This window comes from Pseudobacter sp., assembly GCF_051955275.1.
GTDB lineage: Bacteria > Bacteroidota > Bacteroidia > Chitinophagales > Chitinophagaceae > Pseudobacter.
This window is the reverse complement of the sequence record NZ_JBQCGW010000182.1, coordinates 1-21,912: the sequence shown is the minus strand read 5'-3', so window position 1 is coordinate 21,912 and position 21,912 is coordinate 1. Positions and strand designations below refer to the sequence as shown.

The 21,912-nt window shown below is 48.2% G+C and carries 15 protein-coding genes; 12 read left to right on the top strand and 3 right to left on the bottom strand.

Annotated features, from left to right (window positions below; translation table 11 throughout):
• The 7 genes from ACTHMC_RS15600 (at position 1) to ACTHMC_RS15570 (ending at position 5,288) form a co-directional block, all read left to right on the top strand.
• Positions 1-429, top strand: coding sequence for a hypothetical protein (locus ACTHMC_RS15600; RefSeq protein WP_440414378.1), 429 nt, complete (start codon positions 1-3; stop codon positions 427-429).
• Between the two features lie 16 nt (positions 430-445).
• Positions 446-1,144: a peptidylprolyl isomerase gene (locus ACTHMC_RS15595; protein WP_440414376.1), complete on the top strand. Its 699-nt coding sequence runs from the start codon at positions 446-448 to the stop codon at positions 1,142-1,144.
• Between the two features lie 13 nt (positions 1,145-1,157).
• A complete protein-coding gene (locus ACTHMC_RS15590) occupies positions 1,158-2,906 on the top strand; it encodes a DUF885 family protein (RefSeq protein ID WP_440414374.1) in 1,749 nt (582 codons plus the stop codon).
• Between the two features lie 39 nt (positions 2,907-2,945).
• A complete protein-coding gene (gcvH, locus tag ACTHMC_RS15585) occupies positions 2,946-3,326 on the top strand; it encodes a glycine cleavage system protein GcvH (protein ID WP_440414372.1) in 381 nt (126 codons plus the stop codon).
• A 135-nt stretch (positions 3,327-3,461) separates the two neighbouring features.
• Positions 3,462-3,965 carry an RNA polymerase sigma factor gene (locus tag ACTHMC_RS15580; RefSeq protein ID WP_440414370.1) on the top strand — a complete coding sequence of 168 codons (504 nt, stop codon included), beginning with the start codon at positions 3,462-3,464 and terminating at the stop codon, positions 3,963-3,965.
• Positions 3,962-4,768, top strand: a complete 807-nt coding sequence (locus tag ACTHMC_RS15575) for an anti-sigma factor (protein ID WP_440414369.1) — start codon at positions 3,962-3,964, stop codon at positions 4,766-4,768. Before ACTHMC_RS15580 ends, ACTHMC_RS15575 begins: the two co-directional genes overlap by 4 nt.
• Before the next feature lie 100 nt (positions 4,769-4,868).
• Positions 4,869-5,288: a VanZ family protein gene (locus tag ACTHMC_RS15570; protein ID WP_440414367.1), complete on the top strand. Its 420-nt coding sequence runs from the start codon at positions 4,869-4,871 to the stop codon at positions 5,286-5,288.
• Between the two features lie 487 nt (positions 5,289-5,775).
• On the opposite strand, the gene prfA is transcribed toward ACTHMC_RS15570, so the two are convergent.
• Positions 5,776-6,840, bottom strand: a complete 1,065-nt coding sequence (gene prfA, locus ACTHMC_RS15565) for a peptide chain release factor 1 (RefSeq protein ID WP_440414366.1) — start codon at positions 6,838-6,840, stop codon at positions 5,776-5,778.
• Between the two features lie 78 nt (positions 6,841-6,918).
• On the opposite strand from prfA, the gene ACTHMC_RS15560 reads away from it, so the two are divergent.
• Entirely contained in the window at positions 6,919-8,091 is a 1,173-nt protein-coding gene (locus ACTHMC_RS15560) for an amidohydrolase family protein (RefSeq protein WP_440414364.1), read from the top strand.
• A 147-nt stretch (positions 8,092-8,238) separates the two neighbouring features.
• Here ACTHMC_RS15560 and recO read toward each other — a convergent pair whose 3' ends face one another.
• Together recO and porZ are read right to left on the bottom strand one after the other, a co-directional pair.
• On the bottom strand, positions 8,239-8,979 hold the full coding sequence (gene recO / locus ACTHMC_RS15555) for a DNA repair protein RecO (protein WP_440414363.1): 741 nt from the start codon (positions 8,977-8,979) through the stop codon (positions 8,239-8,241).
• A complete protein-coding gene (gene porZ, locus ACTHMC_RS15550; protein ID WP_440414361.1) occupies positions 8,976-11,273 on the bottom strand; it encodes a type IX secretion system anionic LPS delivery protein PorZ in 2,298 nt (765 codons plus the stop codon). The genes recO and porZ overlap by 4 nt, the downstream gene beginning before the upstream one ends.
• A 116-nt stretch (positions 11,274-11,389) precedes the next feature.
• Here porZ and ACTHMC_RS15545 point away from each other — a divergent pair, with 116 nt between their 5' ends.
• From ACTHMC_RS15545 to ACTHMC_RS15530, 4 genes are all read left to right on the top strand, one after another.
• A complete protein-coding gene (locus tag ACTHMC_RS15545) occupies positions 11,390-13,732 on the top strand; it encodes an efflux RND transporter permease subunit (protein WP_440414360.1) in 2,343 nt (780 codons plus the stop codon).
• A 91-nt stretch (positions 13,733-13,823) separates the two neighbouring features.
• Complete coding sequence (locus tag ACTHMC_RS15540) at positions 13,824-16,916, top strand: SusC/RagA family TonB-linked outer membrane protein (RefSeq protein WP_440414358.1); 3,093 nt, start codon at positions 13,824-13,826, stop codon at positions 16,914-16,916.
• Positions 16,917-16,941: 25 nt separating this feature from the next.
• Positions 16,942-18,447: a SusD/RagB family nutrient-binding outer membrane lipoprotein gene (locus ACTHMC_RS15535; RefSeq protein ID WP_440414356.1), complete on the top strand. Its 1,506-nt coding sequence runs from the start codon at positions 16,942-16,944 to the stop codon at positions 18,445-18,447.
• A gap of 415 nt (positions 18,448-18,862) precedes the next feature.
• On the top strand, positions 18,863-21,877 hold the full coding sequence (locus ACTHMC_RS15530) for a SusC/RagA family TonB-linked outer membrane protein (RefSeq protein WP_440414354.1): 3,015 nt from the start codon (positions 18,863-18,865) through the stop codon (positions 21,875-21,877).
• Positions 21,878-21,912: the final 35 nt, after the last annotated feature.

The following is a 21,912-nucleotide window of genomic DNA, read 5'->3' as shown; positions in this document are numbered from 1 at the left end:
ATGATTTGCAACAAAGATAATTCCTGTACGGTAGATTTCGGCAACCGGTATAAGCCTCCTTCGGAAATCCTGCCTATCTTTGCAGCTATGCATGTACAGGACGATCTGATGACCCGCTGGTGGACGCTGGAAGCTAAGCTGGTGGAAAGGTTTGGGAAGAAGCCCGATATGGAGACCATCCTTTTTCTTATCGGCATACAGGAATTGGGGGTTAAGCCGAAGTTCACAAAAGAACAGAAGCAGGACCTGATGCATATTGCTGTATGCGCATTGATGTCGCAAAGCGGTTACTACGAGCTGGAAGGGATTGACCGCGACGGATGGCCGCACTACAAACAACTGAAGAGCTTACCCGTAATGAATATGATAGAACAGGAGAATTTCATGAAAGATCATATCCTGTTGTATTTCGACCGGGTTGGATTATAAATTGACCCTTAATACCATGAACCGATTGCTTTTTTCCGCAGCAATGCTGCTTGTACTCGCCGCCTGTAACCCACGCCTCTCCAATGGTCTGCATGTGAATGACCTTAAAAAAGATGTGGAAATGGTCACCGATAAAGGCACGGTGATCATCAGGCTTTCAGATTCCACTCCATTACACCGGGACAATTTCCTGCGCCTGGTTCAGCAGAAATTTTACGATGGCCTCCTCTTCCATCGCGTGATCAATAGTTTTATGGTACAGGGTGGAGACCCAGACAGCAGAACGGCGAAACCCGGTCAGCAGTTAGGAGAAGGTGATCTGAACTATACGGTACCTGCAGAGATCAGGGAATCCCTTTTCCACAAAAAAGGCATGTTAGCTGCAGCCAGAACCGGCGATGATGTAAACCCATTGAGGGCCAGCAGCGGATCACAGTTCTATCTTACCCAGGGCAAAATATTCACGGATGCAGGACTGGATTCAGTGGAGACCTTCCGCCTCAAACGAAAGATCCCGGCCGCACAGCGCGAAGTGTACAAAACAATCGGCGGAACGCCGCACCTTGACCTGAACTATACCGTGTTTGGTGAAGTGATCAGCGGTCTTGCCGTGATCGACAGCATTGCCGCTGTACCTACCAGTGGCAGGATGGGCGGAGACAGACCGGTGAAAGACGTGCACATCATCAGAGCACGCCTGGTAAAAAGGAAATAATACTTTTTCCCATATGTTGAATGTCCGTAAACGTATGATGGCCTGCGCCATGGCGGCAGGCTTGCTGGTCATTTCCTGCCCGTATAACAGCAACGCACAATCGAAAAAAGACGACCTCCTGCTTCAGCAGACCAGCGAGGTGAATAACCTGATAGTGCAATACAATGCAGACAGGGGTAGTCTTTCCCGTTTTTATACTATTCCATTTTCTCCTGAAAGGCGGGAGCGGTCCAAAGCTTTCCAGCAGGAATACCTCCGTAAGCTGAACGATCTCGGTTTCGATCAGCTTTCCACCGGGTCGAGGGTGGATTATCTTCTCTTCAAAAGAAACCTGGATAACCAGGTGCGGCTGCTGGATGCCGAAGCGAATGTTTATGAAGCCATCAGCCGTTTCATACCTTTTGCACCACCCATGTACGAGCTGGAAAAGCAGCGCAGGCGCGGTGCTTCGCAGGATGGAAAAAAGCTGGCCGCTGACATGTTCAGCTGGCAGCAGCAGATCAGGCAGAGCATCAGCCAGCTGCAGGTCGAACCGGAAATGGAGATGGCCCTGGCGGATATCGCTTCCAGTGCCGTGCGCGGATTGCAGCAGGCCCTTAAATCCGTTTTCGATTTTTATTATGGATACGATCCCGGCTTCAGCTGGTGGGTTGAAAAACCATACAGAACCACGGACAGCCTGCTGGCTGCCTATGCCGGTCAGCTGAAAGGCAAAGGAAAGATCACCACCACGCAGAAAGATGATGGTAGCGGCATCGTCGGCAGGCCAATCGGTCGCGATGAACTGATCCGTCAGTTGCAGTTTGAAATGATACCTTACTCCCCGGAAGATCTCATCGCCATGGCCAATAAAGAATTCGCCTGGTGCGACCAGGAAATGCTGAAAGCCAGCCGCGAGATGGGTTTCGGAGACAACTGGAAGAAGGCGATGGAGAAGGTGAAGAATTCGTATGTTCCTGAGGGTAAGCAACCGGAGCTGATCCTGCGATTATACAATGAAAGCATCGCTTTCCTGAAAAAGCATGAACTGGTGACCATCCCGCCACTGGCCGAAGAAACATGGCGGATGACCATGATGAGCCCGCAGCAGCAACTGATCAGTCCGTTTTTCCTGGGCGGGGAAGTGATACAGATCGCTTATCCTACCGGGGCCATGGAGCATAACGACAAGCTGATGAGCATGCGGGGCAATAATCCTCATTTCTCCCGGGCTACGGTGCACCATGAATTGATTGCCGGGCATCACCTGCAAGGGTTCATGGGCAATCGCTACAAGGCTTACCGTGAATTTGACACACCCTTCTGGACGGAGGGCTGGGCATTGTACCAGGAGTTCATTCTCTGGGACCTGAAATTTCCACAGACTCCTGAAGACCGCATCGGGATGCTGTTCTGGCGAATGCACCGCTGTGCGCGGATCATTTTTTCACTCAATTACCACCTGGGTAACTGGACGCCGCAGCAATGCATCGATTTCCTGGTGGAGCGTGTGAACCATGAGCGTGCCAATGCGGCTGGGGAAGTAAGGAGATCCTTCACAGGAGGTTACGGGCCTTTATACCAACTGGCCTATATGGTGGGCGGACAACAGTTTTACGCCCTTAAAAAGGAGTTAGTGGATTCGGGTAAGATGAGCTACCGGGAATTCCATGATGCTGTGCTGCGCGAGAACGGGATGCCTGTGGAGATGGTGCGGGCCATCCTCACAAAGCAGGTGCTTAAAAAAGATTTTGTTACCGGATGGAAATTTTATGGGAAATAGCCCGCTTTTCTTAATCTTTGCAGCACTAAATTTTACGCCATGAATTTTCCTGATAACCTCCGCTATACCAAAGATCATGAATGGGTACTTCTGGAAGGAAACGTTGCTACCATTGGAATTACAGAATTCGCACAGCGTGAGCTGGGTGATATCGTTTATGTAGATGTTCCCACAGTGGGCAAAACCCTGGGAGCTGAAGAAGTGTTCGGAACAGTGGAAGCTGTGAAGACAGTATCTGATCTTTTTCTGCCGGTTGCAGGAAGTATCAGCGAACTGAATGCCGAGCTCGATGGAAGCCCGGACCTCGTAAACACTGATCCTTACGGAGATGGCTGGATGATCAAGATGACTGTAAGCAATCCTGCCGATGTGAATGAACTGCTGGATGCCGCCGCTTACAAGCAACTGGTTGGCGAATAAATCCGGATTTTACTGATTATCGTATATAAAAGAGTGGTTTGTATATCCACTCTTTTTTTATTATATTGGGCCTCGCTAGGGTAAACCTTATTATTGGCCACTACTCAAACATATACTGAACAGCAACTTGTATCCTTGTTAAAACACAGGGACAATAAGGCTTTTGGATATCTCTACGATAATTATTCCGGGGCCCTGTACAGTATAATCGTTCAGATCCTGAATGATGTGGAACTGGCCAATGATGTACTTCAGGAGGTCTTCATCAATATCTGGCGGAAGATCGATAGTTATGATCAAACAAAAGGGCGGCTATTCACCTGGATGCTGAATATCGCCAGAAACGCTTCCATAGACACACTACGTTCCAAGACCTATCAAAACGACAGGAAAAACCAGCCGATGCCGGGTTCCGTTGATGAAAACATCTCCGGGCAATCCGCTCAGTTGAATGTGGATAATATCGGATTCAGAAAAGTGCTCGGTCAATTGAAGGAAGACCAGCGCGTTCTGATTGACCTTGCCTATTTTAAAGGGTATACACACGAAGAAATTGCAGCATTACAAAATATACCGTTGGGAACGGTAAAAACGCGTATCAGAAATGCATTGATTCAATTACGGGGATATCTAAAGTGAACATACAGGAATACATATCAAGCGGTATCATCGAAATGGTGGTACTCGGGCTGGCAAGCCAAAAGGATCGGGAAGAGTTTGAACAACTCTGTATCCGGTATCCTGAGTTGGTGGCTGCCCGTAACGCATTTGAAGAAAAGCTGGAGGATATTTACACGCAACACTCCTCCACTATTGTTCTTCCTGTTGGGTTAAGGCAAAGTTTGATGGAAGCAACTTCAACTACTTCTCATAATCAAACCAAACCAACAAATGTAATCACTATGGAAAATGCCAACAGACCTGTACGGCGAACCAACTGGCTAGCTGTAGCATCCGTTATTCTCTTGATTGCCGCTGCTTATTTTGCTTATCAGTTCCACTCCCAGAATGAAGCCCTTAAGAAAAGTAATGCTGAATTGCAGCAAAGAGCAGATTCTACAGATGCAATTCTCAACCAGATCCTGGCAGAACAGAAAGTATTCAAGGATTCCAATGTAACCGTGGTAAGCATGGAAGGCACCAAGATCGCTCCGCGCTCTTCCGCCAACGTTTACTGGGATTCCACCAACAGTAGTGTATTCCTGGTGGTGAAGAACATGCCTAAACTGCCTAATGATCAGCAGTACCAGCTCTGGGCGCTGATCGACGGCAAACCCAAAGATCTCGGCGTGTTTGACTCCGATCAGGAGAAACTCATCCTGAAAATGAACAATACCCAAAAAGCGGAAGCTTTTGCCATAACCATCGAGAAGCGGGGTGGCAATCCATCGCCCACGCTTGAAAAGATGCAGTCCCTGGGTAAGACCAAGGCTCCGTTATGACAACGGCTGCCTGCTGACACATCACACGATATTGGAAAAAGATTCCTCCGGGAATCTTTTTTTATTGGGTATTCAGTAACATTGTTGAAAATCAGCCCCCTTGGAGATCAAATCCTTGCGCCTTATTAATTTTCTGAAAAAGAAGGCCGTTCCGGTGAGCTTCACCGTTATTATCCTGATCCTGCTTTGTCTGCCCGGTTCTTCGCTTCCTGACCTGGACGGGCCGGTCATCCCGCACTTTGACAAGTACGTTCATTTCCTTTTATTCGGCGCTTTTTCGGGATTGTGGAATATTTACCTGATCTGTAAAGAATATTCCCCAGAGAGGCTTTATCGCGGGTATTTGCTGATATTCCTGGCGGCTGTGATCTACGGGGCTGTACTGGAGGTGATTCAGTATTACTTTGTACCTGACCGGAGCTTTGACCTGGGTGATATTGCGGCCGACACAGCTGGTGCCGCGGCCGCCTATGCCGCTTTCTATTTTAAAATATTGAAAATCAACATAAGCAAAAAGTAGCTAAAAAAAATTGGCCCCTGTGGACACAGGGGCCGTAACCAAAACTAACTGCTTATGAGAAAATTGACTGCTTTTATGTGTGAGTCTTTACAAAAGAACTACATCCTGTATAACGCAAATCCAATGCCATTAGTATAACCTGTCCCGTTAAAGAACGGTTAACTCCTCATCTTCATTCTTCTACTTCCGGATCTGCAAAGAGCATTTTCTTTTGACATCACAAAGGTGCCACAGGTTAGCCGTATTTCCTCTTGTTGTTATGAGTTTTTTCAAAATGTTAACAATCCATTCATACTGGATCACCTGTTGAATACAGGTTTTAAATGAATTAAAATCAACGCGTTGATTAAAAAATTATTAAACAATGGAAAAGCATGGAGCTCCCTGCCAGCTTGTCTTTGATAGCTGCAATTATTGCCATGCCGGACTGCTTTTTCAGCATCCAACTATTACCTGTAAACGAAGTTGAACTTACCTTGTTGCCCGCTTAATTCTGCTTGGTGAGTTTTTCGGCATTTTCAGCAAACTGGAGTGCATCGATGAACTCCTGGATGCCGCCGCTCAGTACATCATCGAGGTTATAAACGGTCATGCCTATCCGATGATCCGTAACACGGCCCTGAGGATAGTTGTAAGTGCGGATCTTTGCACTGCGGTCACCCGAACTAACCAGGCTCTTACGATGACGTGCGATCTCGTCTTCCTGCTTACGTACCTGCTCTTCATACAATTTTGTACGAAGCATCTGCATGGCCTTCTCGCGGTTGCCGAGCTGTGTACGCTCTGTCTGGCAGGTTACTACAGTGCCAGTGGCTAAGTGTGTGAGAATTACTTTAGTTTCTACCTTGTTTACGTTCTGTCCGCCCGCACCACCGCTTCGCGCTGTTTCCATCTTCACATCACTGTCCTTTACTTCAACATCCACTTCTTCGGCTTCAGGCATTACCGCCACGGTAGCTGCTGAAGTGTGAACACGTCCGGAAGCTTCAGTATCCGGAACACGCTGAACGCGGTGAACACCACTTTCAAACTTGAGGGTGCCATATACATCATCACCGGTAACTTCCACCTGTACTTCCTTGAAGCCACCAACAGTGCCTTCGGTTTCGCTGAGTACAGCGGTTTTGTAACCTTTCTTTTCACAATAGCGGAGGTACATGCGCAACAGATCACCGGCAAAGAGGCTGGCCTCATCACCACCGGTACCTGCACGGATCTCGAGGATTACGTTCTTTTCATCCTGCGGGTCTTTCGGAATGAGAAGCTGACGGATATGAGCTTCCAGTTTTTCCTTCTGCTCTTCCAGTCCGGGCAGTTCTTCCTTGGCGAGCTCACGAAGTTCCTCGTCGTCGCCTTTGAGGGCGCCGCGATAGCTTTCCAGGTCGTTCAGCAGGGTAACGTATTCCTTATGAGCCAGTACGATCTTCTCCAGACCGCGGTACTCTTTGCTGACTTCCATGAATTTCCGGTTATTGTTGACAATCTCAGGGTTGGTGAGTGCCACTCCGAGATTCTCAAACCTTGCGGCTATCGCTTCTAATTTGTCTAGCATGTTTTACAGTATTTTTACCCCCGGAATTACTTTCCTCCGGTTGAAAGGATGGCAAAGTTAATCGATTTCACCGTTTTTATGGCTTACAGAAAGTTCAAAGCAGACCAATTATTTACAGGAGAAGCCCTGCTGTCAGGCGGAGAAGTGCTGATCACCTCTCAGAAAGGGGAAATCGAGGCCATTGTTCCCGCTTCAGAAGCGGGCGATGACCTGGAATTAGTGCAGGGAATACTCTGTCCCGGCTTCGTAAATGCGCACTGCCACCTGGAACTCAGCCATATGAAGGGCCGCATCCAGCCCGGCTCCGGAATGGTGGATTTTCTCCTGGGAGTAATGAAGCAGCGGAATGTGTCTGCTGAAGAAGTGCAGCAGGCCATCTCCGATGCCGAAGCCGCCATGTACGCCAGCGGCATCGTGGCCGTGGGAGATATCTGCAATACCCCGGATAGCATCGCGCAGAAAGTCAAAGGCACAATCCAATACAGGAATTTTATTGAAACGATGGGATTCATTCCCGCCACGGCTCCGCAGCGTTTCGCTTTTGGAAAAGGAGTGTTCGATCAGTTTGAATCGGCATTGCCAGGCCGCAATTCAATTGTGCCCCATGCGCCCTATTCTGTTTCTCCTGCCCTGCTGCAACTGATTGCCGGTTTTCCCGGAAATCAGCTGATCAGTATCCATAACCAGGAAAGTGAAGCAGAAACCGCTTTCCTGCAAAACGGAACGGGCGAAATGCACAGGCTTTATGAATTTCTCGGCATCGATCTGTCTTTTTACAAACCTCCTGCAAAGAGCAGCCCGCAACTGATGTTGCCTGCTTTCAATAAAGAACAGCGCGTGATACTGGTGCACGATGTACATACCAGTGATAGTGACCTCGTATGGATGGAAAAGAACCGGGTGACTCTTCCCGAAGTAGTTCTCTGTTTATGCCCCAATGCAAACCTGTATATCGGCAATGGCTTACCTGATATTGATCTTATCCGTAAAAACAGGTTTATTGTAACTATTGGTACCGATAGTCTTTCCTCCAATTATCAATTGAATATTTTAGAAGAAATAAAAACCATCGCGCAGCATTTTCCTGCAATCCCGTTGGCGGAGTTGTTACAATGGTCAACGCTCAATGGCGCCAGGGCGCTGGGTTTTGAGTCGTTGGGAAGTTTTGAAAAAGGAAAACAACCCGGCGTTGTATCAATCGAAAACTGTCAGGAAGGCTTATCGAATGCCAGCTCAAAAAGGATCTTATAATTACTCGGGGGCCACTCGCTCGCCTCTGGCGAGTGAGGCATATTTGTTCGCCTCCCGGCGAACACCGTGTCGCCGGAGGCGACGGAATATATGTAACTCGCGGGGACGCGAGCTACTGGCGGCACTCTGATTGAATAGCACAACCTGCTAACCAAGCACTTCCTGCAATACCGGCAATGTCTTCAACGTACCAAAATCCGGCACATGCAACACATAAAAAGCCTGAAAGGCCTGTAACAATTTCCTTCTTGTTTCCTGGTTGAGCGGGATCTCATTGAGTTCCTGCGGCTGCATCACTTTCAGTAACTGGGAAGTGATATAACTGTAGGGCATATCAAGGAAATGCGGATGTACGGGGTGGTCTTTAGTGAATTCTCCTTCCTGAAGGTCAAGATATGGAGTCTCAGATGTGAAATCATCGTTCAGCCTGAAACCGTACATGGTAGCCAGGTGCAGGGCAAAGAAGAGCGGGAAGTTGCCGATGGCCTGCCCTTTGGCTTCATCCAGGTGCAGGAAGGCATCTTCTATAAAATGATAGAGGTCAGGATTGGCCTCCGGTTGTTTCAATGTTTTTTGCAGCAGCTCCACCATAAACAGTGCTGCTGCATTCTTCATTACATCAAAGAAGATATGCTGGTACATGAAGGCCCAGCTGAATTCCCTGATGCGTTGAAGATTCTTCAGGTCGTTATGATATACCTGCATATCCAGTAGTGATGCGGGCTGGAACATATTCGCTTTGCCGCTGCCTTTTTTAGAAGAGCTTCTTACTCCATTCACAATATAGGATTGCACACCAAAGAGCTCAGTGTAGATTGTTACGATCACACTGGTTTCTCCATACTTCACAGAACGCAGCACAATTCCTTTTGTATGATGAATGGTCATTTGATGAAAACGATTTTAGTGGCAATTTGTTCTTTCTTGGTATCGTCCGTCACCAGTACAAGATATACTCCTGTGGCTACCCTGCCTCCATTATAATGCCGGCCGTTCCAGGTGGCTTGTCCACCTAAGGCCCTTGTCTGATACACCAGTCTTCCATTGGCTTCCGTGATCTTTACGGTGGCATTGTTCACCAGTCCGCGGATGGCGATAGTGCCATTGTAAGATGGAGGCACCGGATTGGGAAATACCAGCACATTTTCGTTTGCACTGGTGCCTTCGGTGGCGGTGCTGCGGAATGAGCAGATGCCTTTGGGGGTGGAGAAGAATACTTCTCCTGTGAACCCATTCACGGCGATTTGCTTCACATCATTATCTACGAGCGGACTGTTGCCTGTATGAAAACGGTAGATGGTTTTGGCTCCATCTGAACTTAGCAGCCAAACACCATTCCTGGTGCCGATCCATTTCCTGTCTGCACCATCCACTACAATGCATTGCACCTGTTCGTCGCGGAACAGGTAGCCTGCAAAATTATCCGACTGCACCACGGGCAGCACGGCTTCGCAACCGGTACTGGTGGCCGCATCCTGCGGGCACTGGATGATACCGATGCCACGGTTGGTGCCGATCCAGATAAAGCCGCTCTTATCCTTTGCAATAGTGTTCACATTGTTGTCGGGCAGGTTGCCATTACCGGTCCCTGTTCTGTACCATCTCCATTGATCATCCGATGGATTGTCGATACTGTTTCCGTAAGAGAAAAGATACAGGCCGTTTCCTTTCGGTGATACTACCCATACCTGGTTGTAGTCGTCAGTGATCAGCTGTGATACTGCGTTCTCCGCAACGGGGTAAGGGATAACGAATGATTTGAAATTGCCATCCGGTTTTCTCACCACCAGTTCTCCGGCTGCTCCGAAATTGCTGATCCATAAATTGCCGGTGACATCAAAATGCAGTCCGCTGACGCGGTAGCTTTCGGTAGAAAAATAAGCAGGTTGTATGGCTGATTGCTGTTTGAGAACTGTGAGCTTGTTGTCCTGTAAGTGCAGGAGGCCATCGTCAAAAGATCCGGCCCAGAGCGATTGGTCAACCGGGTCGATGGCCAGGCTAACGATATCGTTGATGCTATCGGGTAAGTTGCCTGTGGAAGCATTGTAGTTGGTCCAGGTATCATCACTGAAACGGTAGAGCCCGTTCAGGTTGTTGGCGGGCAGCCATTGTGGTGTAACGCTGCCGGCCGCCACCCAGAGTGTATTATTGAGAACCTGCATCTGTCCATCTGCAATGGAGGCAGGAGAGGGGGGTATGAAGGATTCGAATCCGCCTGCTCCGTTGGCGGCGCTGAGCCCGCTTGCTTCATCAGCGATCCAGTACTGCTGCTGAAAATAGATGGCTTGCCTGGGGGAACGGGTGAAGCGGGGATGCTGAATGATGGTTTCCAGGGTACCGTTGGCCCCCACGCTGATCACCCTCGACTGGAATCCGGCTGCCTCGGTGAGGAGCAATTTGTCCCCGCCTGCGCCGATATGAAGGATCTCCCAGCCATCTTCATAAAACAGGCTCCAGTTACCATTCCGCAGTGCATATAACTGATGGTTCCGGTTTACGATCAGCTGGTTTTTGAAGTTCACTACTGAAAAAACTGACCCCGCGGGTAAGCCATTGCTGCCCGAAACCATTTCCCAGTTCCGGTAGTCGGCCAGGTTGGGACCATTGATGGGGGCTCGTTTCAGGCCTTCAACAGTAGCTGCGTAATAATATTGCGCATCGGCAGCGGTATTGCCAACGGCCGTGTTGAAGCCATCCCTGCCGATGATCCAGGTGTCACGTACTTCATACTTTTCCAGGTTGAGCAGAATAATGCCCAGTTCCGTGCTCAGTAAGGCTTGCTGCCCTTTTACCAGTATATGATTGATATACTTATTTCCACTGATCGGAGAGTTTTTGATGGCATCGATATTGTGGACCGTATTACCAGTCAGCACATCCACGTTGCTGTTTGAATAGGCGATCACCAGTTTGTTGCCATCCGGGTCTGCGCCGATGGCCGTGACTCCGGTTTCCGTGAGCCCGCTGATACGGCTGAAGCGCTCGATGCTCTTGTCAGAAGGATCAACAGAAAATACGCTGAAAGGGGTGGCGCACCAGAGGTTTTGCTGCTGCCTTTCCACGGCAATGGCCTGCTGATAGGGAAGATGGTCGCGCCATTGCCCTACGGGCTGCAACTGACCTTGGCTGATGACATGGATCAATAAGAAAAGGGGAAGCAGTAAGGATTTGCTGTTCGGCATACTCAAAAATACAACAGATCGGACAGTGTTCCAGCGTTACAATTCTCTTTGCCAATCTCACATAATTGGCTTTCTTTGCCCTGCCTTCTAGTTATTTGCTCATTAAAATCTTTTCTATGTGGGGAACCATTGCCAGGATTGTGCTGAAATTCAGGTGGATCTTGTTGGCTGTTTTAGTATTGGCTACTGCTGTGATGACGTACCATGCATCTAAGGTGCAATTAAGTTATGAATTCACCAGGGCCATCCCTACTGATAATCCGAAGTACCAGGATTACCAGGAATTCCGGAAACTGTTTGGAGAAGATGGAAACCTGATGGTGATCGGCGTTCAGACCAAAGAGTTCTTCAGGGAACAGTTCTTCAACGATTATGCTGCCCTCGTAAAAGATATACGCAAGGTAAAAGCGGTGGAAGATGTGCTCAGTGTGCCTGCCTCCGTAAACCTGCTGAAAGATTCGACTTCCGAGAAGTTGAATGTGTTTCCGCTCTTCCCTAACAGGAAGCTCAGTCAGCAGGAGCTCGATACTGCCGCTGCTGCTTTTCTCAACCTGCCTTTCTACCAGGGTTTATTGTACAATCCTGAAACTTCCGCATGGCTCTTAGGCATCCGCATCAATAAGGATGTGCTCAACTCCAAAGCACGCAACGCAGTGGTGGCGGATATTGTGGCTGCTGGCGAAGCCTTCGCTAAAAAATACAATGTTGAATTCCATTACAGTGGCCTCCCGCTGATCAGGACCAATATGGCCACCAAGGTAGCCAGCGAAATGCAATGGTTCCTGCTTGGATCAATTATACTTTCTGCAGTGATCCTGCTGATATTTTTCCGGAGTCTTTCAGCCATGGCGCTCTCACTGGCTGTGGTGATCATAGGTGTGATCTGGAGCCTTGGCACCATCGAATGGTTCGATTACAGGATCTCCCTGCTCAATGCCCTCATTCCGCCGCTGGTGGTGGTGATAGGTATTCCTAACTGCATTTATTTCCTCAATAAATTCCATACAGCGTATAATGATGCCGACCCTTCGCTGGGAGATAAAGAGAGAAAGTTCAAAGCCCTCCACATGATGATCGAAAGGATGGGTGTGGTTACGTTGTTCTGTAATATTGCAGCTGCTATAGGCTTTGCTGTGTTTGCACTGACCAAGAGCGCTATTCTGAAAGAGTTTGGGATAGTGGCAGGTATCAATATCATGGCCCTGTTCTTCATCTCCATCATTTTCATTCCTGCTGTGCTCAGTTTCCTCCCTTCGCCCAAACCAAGGCATACGAAATACCTCGACAACAAATGGCTGCAATCCATTCTCGGCAAACTGGAAGTGTGGAGCCTGCACCACCAGAAGCAGATTTACATTGTTACAGGCATTGCGTTGATAGTGGCAGTTGCCGGGATCTTCCGTCTGCGTACGGAAGGCTTCATTGTGGATGATCTGCCAAAGACCGATAAGATCTACACAGACCTGAAGTTCTTCGAGAAAAATTTCAAAGGTGTGATGCCGCTGGAAATTGTGGTGGACACCAAAAAGAAGAACGGTCTCCGTCAGAATCCGCTGCAGCATTTTGAGCGGATCGACAGTATCAGCAGTTATATTGCCGCACAGCCTGAAATGGCCAGGCCTTTATCAATTGTAGAAGGACTTAAGTTTGCGCGGCAGGCTTATTACAATGGCGACAGTACCAGTTACGGGTTGCCTAATTCCTTTGATATCGCTTTCCTGGCGCAATACCTGGGAAGCAAGGGAGAAGATTCCACCGGTAAGCAGAATACTTTTACAAAGATCATCCGCACGTTCATGGACAGCAGCAAGCAGCGTGCACGCATCAGCGTTAATATGGCGGATGTAGGTACCAAGCGGCTGCCACAGATCATCGACTCGCTCAGTCAGCGCAGCGCTCAGATCTTCGATACAGCTAAATACAGTGTGACCTTCACCGGTACTTCCGTTACCTTCCTGGAGGGCAGTGCTTTCATCATCAACGGATTGAAAGAAAGTATCGCCTGGGCTTTCGGACTGATAGCTCTTTGTATGCTCTATCTCTTCCGCTCTTTCCGCATCCTGGTATGTTCACTGGTTCCGAACGTGATTCCTTTGATCATCACTGCCGGCGTAATGGGCTGGGCTGGTGTCGCAATCAAACCGTCAACAGTATTGGTTTTCAGCGTTGCACTTGGGATTGCCATAGACATCACCATACGATTCTTGGTAAATTATAAACAGGAATTGCAGCTGAGCAAAAAGACCAACCAGGAAATAGTGGTTGACACCATTCACAAAACAGGAATAAGTATCATATATACCTCACTGGTGCTGATAGCCGGTTTTGTTATCTTCTGCGTAAGCGACTTCGGCGGAACCAAGGCCCTTGGCTGGCTGACCTCACTCACACTGGTACTCGCAACCCTCACCAACCTTATATTTTTACCCGCGTTATTGTTGTCGTTAGTAAAAAAATAAAGTTATCTTGAGCAGCAGTTGAACGTCTATTCTTGTCTTGATACCGAGAAGAATTGACGTTCTTTTTTGTTCAAATCAAACTAACACACACATGAGAAAAATGCTATTACTGCTAATGGCAGTAGTATGCCCTGCCATGCTATTGCTGGGGCAGACTAAAACCATTACCGGCAAGGTCTCGGACGCAGCCGGAGGACCTATCCCCAACGCTTCTATCATTATCAAGGGTACCAACTCGGGTACCACCTCCAAATCAGACGGTACATTTTCAATCTCAGTTCCTGACAATGCCCGCATACTGGTGATCAGTGCGGTAGGCATGGCGCCCCAGGAAGTTTCTGTTGCCAACAGAACCATTGTTGAAGTTTCCCTGAATCCTGAAGACAAGAGTTTGCAGGAGGTAGTGGTTACCTCTTTCGGTATCAGTCGCGACAAGAAAACGCTCGGTTATTCCGCACCGGTGATCAAAGCGGATGAGCTCACCGCAGTAAAGAACACCAATATCACCAATGCCATTGTTGGGAAAGTGGCTGGTGTGCGTGTTCAGGGCACCGGTGGCAGCTTCACCGGAGGTAACGTGCTGATCAGGGGTAATACCTCCGTAACCGGTTTGAGCTCACCGTTATATGTAGTTGATGGTGTGCCCATCGATAACAGTGGTGGCGGAACCGCTCTTCAGACAGGCCCTTCCACTACCAACCGCGCAGTAGACCTTAATCCTGAGGACATTGAAAGTATGACAATCCTCAAAGGAGCCGCTGCCACCTCTTCTTACGGTTCACGTGGTGCGGCAGGTGTGATCCTGGTGACTACCAAGAAAGGCCGCAAGCGCGCCAAGAACGCCATCGAACTGACAACCAGCTACAATACAGTGCAGGTGAACCGCATGCCTGACTATCAGAACCAGTATGGTCAGGGTGTGGCAGGAGCCTATAACCCCCGGGCTTCCACATCATGGGGACCTGAGATCAAAGGCCAGGAAGTGACCAACTACCTCAACCAGAAAGAAGCGCTCACAGCCTATCCTGATAACGTGAAGGATATCTTTGAGACTGGCTTCAATCTCCAGAACAATATCAGTTTCAGTGGTGGATCAGACAAAACCACGTATCGTGTTTCTTACGGTAATACGCAGGAAACTTTCGTGATCCGCAATAACAGGTTCCGCAGGAACAACCTGACCGTTAACCTCAATTCCGATGTTACCAGCAAGCTCAGTGTTTCTGCATTCGTGAATTACAACAATACTTCTTCTCGCAGAACAACGCAGGGTAACCAGCTGGCCAACCCGCTGTTCAGGGCCTGGTTCACACCAAGAAGCTACAACCTCACAGGTATGCCTGTGTACGATGCAGCCGGTAACCAGACTCACTTTGGTGGGGAAGACAACCCATACTGGGCCATCGATAACGTGAAGTTCCGCGATGAGGTGAACCGCATCTTCGGTAACTCCGGGCTGAAATACAAATTCACAGACTGGCTCACGGCCGACCTCAGACTGGGCGCGGACGTATTCTCCTTCCGTTCCACCGGCTATGACGAGATTGGTGGCCGTGGCGGTGGTAACGTAAACAACCCTCCCGGTGGGGGTATCGTGGAAGTGCGCAACAGCACCCGTAATATCAACTCCTACTTTACATTATCTGCCAACAAATCCTTCGGTGATTTCAATACCTCACTGGTTTTGGGTAATGAGATACTCGACAATAAAATTGCCAATGCAAGCACTACAGGTACAGGCCTGGTAGTGAAGGGTTTTGAAAATATGTCGAACGCCACAACCATCGCATCTACAGTTACCGACACGCGTACCAGGCTGATCGGGTTCTTTGCTGATGCGGTGATCGAGTATAAATCATATTTGTCGTTGAACCTGAAAGGCAGGATGGATAAAACTTCCACGCTGCCCCTGGCCAATAATACTTTCTATTATCCCGCTGCAGCACTCAGCTTCAACCTTACAGAAGCCTTTCCTTCCCTTAAAACTGATCTCGTAAATGCTGTGAAGTTCCGTGGTAACATCGGTATCGTAGGTCGCGGTCCTGCTGCCTACAACACTGATACTTATTTCAATGCAGCCAACCCTGGTGATGGTTTCGGACCTAATATCGTAATGCCTTACAATGGTCTGATGGCTTATTCACTGGCTAACGGTGCCGGTAACCCGAACCTGAAGCCGGAGTTCACACGTGAGTGGGAAGTTGGTACAGACATCGCGCTCTGGAACAATCGTGTGAATCTTGAGGTGAATTACTACCAGCGTAAGCTCACGGATGGTCTTTTCCCCGTGCCTTACTCCGCTGCTTCCGGTATCACTTCGCTGTTCCTGAACGCCGGTGAACTGGAAACGAAAGGCCTGGAGATCTCACTGGGTGTAACTCCTGTCCGCACCAAGAACTTCACCTGGAATGTGAATGCCAACTACACCAAGTTCAAGGTGATGGTCACCAAACTGGCTCCTGGTGTGCCACTCATCTTCCTGGCAGGATTCACCACTCCCAACATCAGGTTGGTGCAGGGTGAAGAGTACAACTCCATCTATGGTAACAAATACACCCGCGATGCACAGGGAAGAATGGTGCTTGGCGCCAATGGATTGCCCATTGCCACCAACGATGTGTTCAAGATCGGTAACCCCAATCCCAAATTCACCATGGGGATCACCAATTCGTTCAATATTTATGGATTTACGTTCGACTTCCTGCTCGATATCCGCGAGGGTGGCGATATGTATTCCAGGAACGTGGCTGACCTCAGAAGAAATGGTGTAGTAAAGGAAACGGCTGAATTCGCCCGATTTGATAAGGACGGCAATCCCAACAAGCCTTATAAGTATGAAGGGGTGGATGTAAACGGAAACCCTGTGAATGTTCCGCTCACTGCAGAACAATACTGGGGCAATACCGGTAAATATGCCGCTGCTGAAGGATTTATCGTAAGCACATCATGGGTAAGATTGAGAGAAGCTACCATTTCTTACAGCCTGCCTAAGAAGCTGCTGGAGAAAACTCCATTCGGTAATGTAGATTTTGGCCTGTTCGGAAGGAACCTTTTCCTGAAAACAGATTTCCCGCACCTGGATCCCGAGCAGAACGTATTGGGTATCTCCACGGCGCAGGGGCTGGAATTCAATGCGCAGCCATCTACCAGGACCATTGGATTTAACGTAAGACTTACATTCTAATTGAACTCATTCAAAATATTTGATTATGAAAAAGGTAACACAACTTTTTCTTCTTGCCGGAGCAATGTTCGTGGGGAGCTGCGATAAATACCTGGATATAAACAATGACCCCAACAGGCAGAAAGAAGACAAGATCCCGATGGCGCAGGTGCTTACAGGGCTTACACTCAACGTAGGATTTACCGGGGGCAGTGATGTACAACGTCATACCGGACTGATCATGCAGCACTATTCCGGGCAAACAACCGGCGGCGAAACGCAGACACAGGCATTTGAAAAATACCTGATCCAGGCTACCGAGTTGAACAACCTGTTCAGCTCCATCCATGCCACTTCCATACAGGATGCTGAAATGGTGATCAAGCAGGCCAGGGCAGAAGGATCACCTCATTATGCAGGTGTGGCAAAACTGCTGAAGGCATATACTTATCAGCTGGCCGTGGATGTGTGGGGCGATCAACCCTATTCAGAAGCACAACAGTTGCTGGGCAATCTCTTTCCTAAATATGATAATGACGAAGAGATCTATACCAAACTGATTGCACTGATAGATGAAGCGCTTACCGATATCAACGCGTCTGCTTCCATTCAGAGCCCCGGCACCAATTCCACCATTTACACCGGCGCGTGGACTGCACAGAAACCTAAATGGATAAGATTTGCCAATACGCTTAAACTCAGGTTGTTCATTCACTACAGCAAATTCAATAAGGCAGATGCTGTTGCGAAGATCACCACACTGGTGAATTCAGGCGCCGAGTTCATGACTGGCAATGCCGATAATTTCAGCCATGTTTTCCAGACTGCTTCAAGAAGGCAGAACCCTATTCACCAGTTTGAGCTTGACAGGGGCAATTATATCTTTCCTAACAACACACTGGTATCGATGATGGTTGCCAAAGCTGATCCGCGTCTGCCTTTCTATTTTACCGATTTCCCTGCCAATTCAGGAAACTATAAAGGAGCGAAAGCCGGTGATGTTGCGAGCCAGAAATACTCACGTATCCACTCTTACCTGAGAGGCGCAGTTACCAATGTTGGTACTCCGCTGGCAGGGGGCGACTGGAATGGATCCGGTGTGAATAGCATCTCGTACAACGGTGCTGGCCCTATCAGGATGCTCACTTTTGCCGAGTACAATTTCATCAGGGCAGAAGCGGCTTTGTATGGCGCTCCCGGTGATGCACAAACGTTTTTCACCGCTGCAATCACAGCAGCTATGAGCGAGGCGGGTGTATCAACAGGCAATACCACCACGTATCTTGGTGCTAATGGCACACTGGCAGGTACGGATGAAGATAAACTGAAACAGATCATCGAAGAGAAATATGTGTCTGGTTATGGAGTGGCGGTAGAGCCATGGACTGACTGGCGCAGAACAGGCTATCCTGCCCTCACTTTACCGGGCAATGCCATCCTGAATGGTGTGCCAAGGTCTCTGCTCTATCCTGCAAGTGAGATAGAACTGAACAGGAATGCTCCACCTCAAAAAGCGAATATGCTGGAGCGTGTGTTCTGGGATAAGCCATAAAACAGTCTTTAGTGCGTGAATTATAACCTGGGCTGCCTGATGAGGGCAGCCCTTTCCATTTTTTTCTTAACTATTCTGAGAAGTCCAATATTATTTTTTCAGGGCGCGGAATGCTGATTTTTTCAGGCAAAATGCAGATAAGTTTGACCGTTATGAATTGAATAAAATCATTTATTCTGAAAAAATTAGGAATGAAAATAATTATTATATGATCTCATGGACATCCTCAACCCGGAGTGCCTGGTTCCATCGGGGTAATTGGGTAGAAAAGCCTGTATTTCAATCCAAACATTAAATTTTTGCTAAAAAAAATTAGGATTCTACGCAGCCTGATCAATACATTTGCTGTCCTACTGTTAACAGCGCCTTCAGAAAGCAGTTGTTATTCAGATTATCAAAACATAAACTCACGCACATGAGAAAAATGCTGTTGCTTATAGCAAGCTTCTTGCTATTGTCGTGGCAACTATTAGCCCAAACCCGTACTGTTACAGGTACAGTCACCGATGAGAAAGGTACTCCAATCCCCAATGCTTCAGTAATTGTCAAAGGAACTACAACCGGCACAACCACTAATGCCGATGGTGAATTTTCTCTCTCAGTTGGCGCAAATGCCAAAACACTGATCATTACAGCTGTAAACTTTGCCAGCCAGGAATTGAACATCACCGGAAAAACTTCCGTAAAAGCTTTCATGGCTGTTGAAGACAAGAACCTCACAGAAGTGGTGGTGGTAGGTTATCAGACATTCAAAAAAGCGGAAGTTGTGGGATCTATCGCCACCATTACCGGAAAGGATGTTTCTCAGAAACCTATCGGTTCTTTCACTCAGTTGCTGCAGGGCCGTGCAACCGGTGTGCAGGTAACAGGTCAAAGCGGAAGGCCGGGCGCCAACGGGTATATCCGTGTAAGGGGTACCGGTTCTATCAACGCTTCCAACGAGCCGCTGATCCTGCTGGATGGAATTCCCATCAGCTCTACTGCTTATTCCCTGTTGAACCCGAACGATATCGAAGATCTGAACGTACTGAAAGACGCGTCTTCACAGGCTATCTACGGTGCGCGTGGTTCAAATGGTGTAATCCTCATCACCACCAAGAAGGGACGTGGCAAGCCGGAGCTCCGCTACTCTTTCCAGTATGGCCGTATGAGAGCACAGGAACTGAACAACGTAAAACTGATGACCTCCAGGCAGAAACTCCAGTATGAGTATGAAGGTGGTTTCGTAAATACCATCATCGACAGTATGATCACAAACAGGATCGGATCAGGCGGTCTTCCTGCAGGATCAACGCTCTTCAATATTTCTGATGCACAGCGTGATGATCTCTGGTCAACAATTGAAAGACGTGCTCCGAACTGGAAAGATGAGCTTACCCCTTCAGGTAATATCGTGTCCCATGAAATTGCTCTCTCCGGCACATCCGATAAGATCAGGTACTTCTTCTCTCTGAACAAGAGCGATAACAAAGGGGTATCCTACGGTTCATTCTGGAACAGAACCGGTGGCCGTTTGAATATCGAGTACAACGCCCTCAGCTGGTTCCGCCTCGGTACCAACCTGGGTGTGTCTTATACCAAAGAGAACAACGTTCGTTCTCTTTACAACTCACAGTCTGCTTATACTGCCTTGTTCCTCATCAATCCATATGAGCCGGTTCGTCTGGCCGATGGAAAATGGAACCCAACACATACCAGCTATTCTCCGCTCGAAGGAACTGAAATGAACCCGAGCCTGCTCAACAGGATCTCATCATTCAGCACCCTGTTCGGCGAAGCGACCCTGGTTAAGAACCTCACCCTTAAGACCCAGCTTGGTCTCAACTACAATACCCTGCAACAGGAAAACTACCTGATGCCGGGTTCAAACCTCGCTGGTATCCTGGGTTACAACCAGAAGCAGGATAATGGTAACCGTGATTTCACTTACGTGTTCACCAATACTGCCAACTGGAGACAAACCATTGCCGATGTGCACTCCATCAACATCCTGGCAGGTCAGGAGTATACCAAGAACTCTTTCTACAATTACACTCTTGTTGGTCGTGGTATGCCAACAGCATCTGTTAATACTATCGACAACGCCGGTAGTCCTCAGTCTGTAACCTCAGGTAAGACTGACTGGAGCCTGCTGTCTTATTTCGGTAATATCGGTTATGATTACGATAAGAAATATTTCGTAACACTTACCGGCAGACGTGATGGTTCTTCCAGGTTCGGCGCCAACAAACGCTTTGCAAACTTCTGGGCAGTAGGTCTTACATGGGATGTTGCCAAAGAATCATTCTTCAAAGTGGATGTTATCTCTGAACTTAAGCTCCGCGGATCATTCGGTACTGCAGGTACTGTTCCTACAGGTCTGTATGATAACCTCGGTACTTATGGTCTTACTACCAAATATAACGACGCTCCTGCGGCTGTTCCTTCAAGGCTGGCAAACCCTGATCTTACCTGGGAAACCAGCAAGAGCCAGGATATCGGTTTAGACTTCGGTCTCTTCAAGAACAGGCTGAGCGGTTCATTTGATGTATACAGAAGGGTTACTGAAGACCTGCTGTATCCGAAGAACGTGTCACTCACTACCGGTTTCTCCAGCTATACCAGCAACGTGGGTTCACTGGAGAACAGGGGTTTTGAAATTTCACTGAACGGAACAGTTTACAAAAACAAAGACCTCAATGTAAACCTGTTTGCCAGCTATACCAATAACAATCCCAAGTTCAAGAAACTGTATGTGAACAACCAGGACCAAACGCTTTCCCGTTTTGTAGAAGGCGAGGCTCCATTCACATTCTACCTGAACCGCTGGGCTGGTATCAACCCTGCCAACGGTAAGAACCTTTACTACACCAAGGGTGGTGACCTCACAGAGAAGTATTCTTCTGATGATGCGGTGCTGCTCTCCGGAAAATCTCCCAACGTAAGGTTCTTCGGTAGTTTTGGTGGTAACATCACCTACAAAGGTTTCGATCTGAATGTGCTCTTCTACTACTCCGGTGGCAACTACGTTCAGAACATCATGTATTCTGCAGGAGCCAGTGATGGTGAGAACCTGACTGACCAGCAGCTTGATCACGCCTTGAACTACTGGAAGAAACCAGGCGATATTGTTCAGTTCGCTAACCTGAAAGACCTGAGCCAGCGTATCACGTATGACTCTGACAGGTATCTTGAAAGAGGCGATTATGTGAACCTCCGCGACGTGGTTTTAGGTTATAATCTCCCTTCAGAACTGGTATCAAGAATTAAGATGAAAGGTATCCGGATCTATGCCCAGGGTACAAACCTTCTGATGATCACCAAGTTCAGAGGTATCCCTGAAGTTGGTGAAGCGAACGGTGAATCCACCCTGGTTACTCCGGGCCTGTACAACCTGTTTGCTCAGCCACCATTAAAGGCCATCACATTTGGTGTTGATATCAGATTCTAAACAACGATTAAAAAGTTACTAATGAAAACCTATAG

What these genes read in the sequence shown, in the direction of transcription:
- prfA (WP_440414366.1), bottom strand. Translation starts at nt 6,840, where the DNA reads ATGCTAGACAAATTAGAAGCGATAGCCGCAAGGTTTGAGAATCTCGGA.
- ACTHMC_RS15600 (WP_440414378.1), top strand. Translation starts at nt 1, where the DNA reads ATGATTTGCAACAAAGATAATTCCTGTACGGTAGATTTCGGCAACCGG.
- ACTHMC_RS15535 (WP_440414356.1), top strand. Translation starts at nt 16,942, where the DNA reads ATGAAAAAGGTAACACAACTTTTTCTTCTTGCCGGAGCAATGTTCGTG.
- recO (WP_440414363.1), bottom strand. Translation starts at nt 8,979, where the DNA reads ATGACCATTCATCATACAAAAGGAATTGTGCTGCGTTCTGTGAAGTAT.
- ACTHMC_RS15595 (WP_440414376.1), top strand. Translation starts at nt 446, where the DNA reads ATGAACCGATTGCTTTTTTCCGCAGCAATGCTGCTTGTACTCGCCGCC.
- ACTHMC_RS15530 (WP_440414354.1), top strand. Translation starts at nt 18,863, where the DNA reads ATGAGAAAAATGCTGTTGCTTATAGCAAGCTTCTTGCTATTGTCGTGG.
- ACTHMC_RS15545 (WP_440414360.1), top strand. Translation starts at nt 11,390, where the DNA reads ATGTGGGGAACCATTGCCAGGATTGTGCTGAAATTCAGGTGGATCTTG.
- ACTHMC_RS15560 (WP_440414364.1), top strand. Translation starts at nt 6,919, where the DNA reads ATGGCTTACAGAAAGTTCAAAGCAGACCAATTATTTACAGGAGAAGCC.
- porZ (WP_440414361.1), bottom strand. Translation starts at nt 11,273, where the DNA reads ATGCCGAACAGCAAATCCTTACTGCTTCCCCTTTTCTTATTGATCCAT.
- gcvH (WP_440414372.1), top strand. Translation starts at nt 2,946, where the DNA reads ATGAATTTTCCTGATAACCTCCGCTATACCAAAGATCATGAATGGGTA.
- ACTHMC_RS15540 (WP_440414358.1), top strand. Translation starts at nt 13,824, where the DNA reads ATGAGAAAAATGCTATTACTGCTAATGGCAGTAGTATGCCCTGCCATG.
- ACTHMC_RS15590 (WP_440414374.1), top strand. Translation starts at nt 1,158, where the DNA reads ATGTTGAATGTCCGTAAACGTATGATGGCCTGCGCCATGGCGGCAGGC.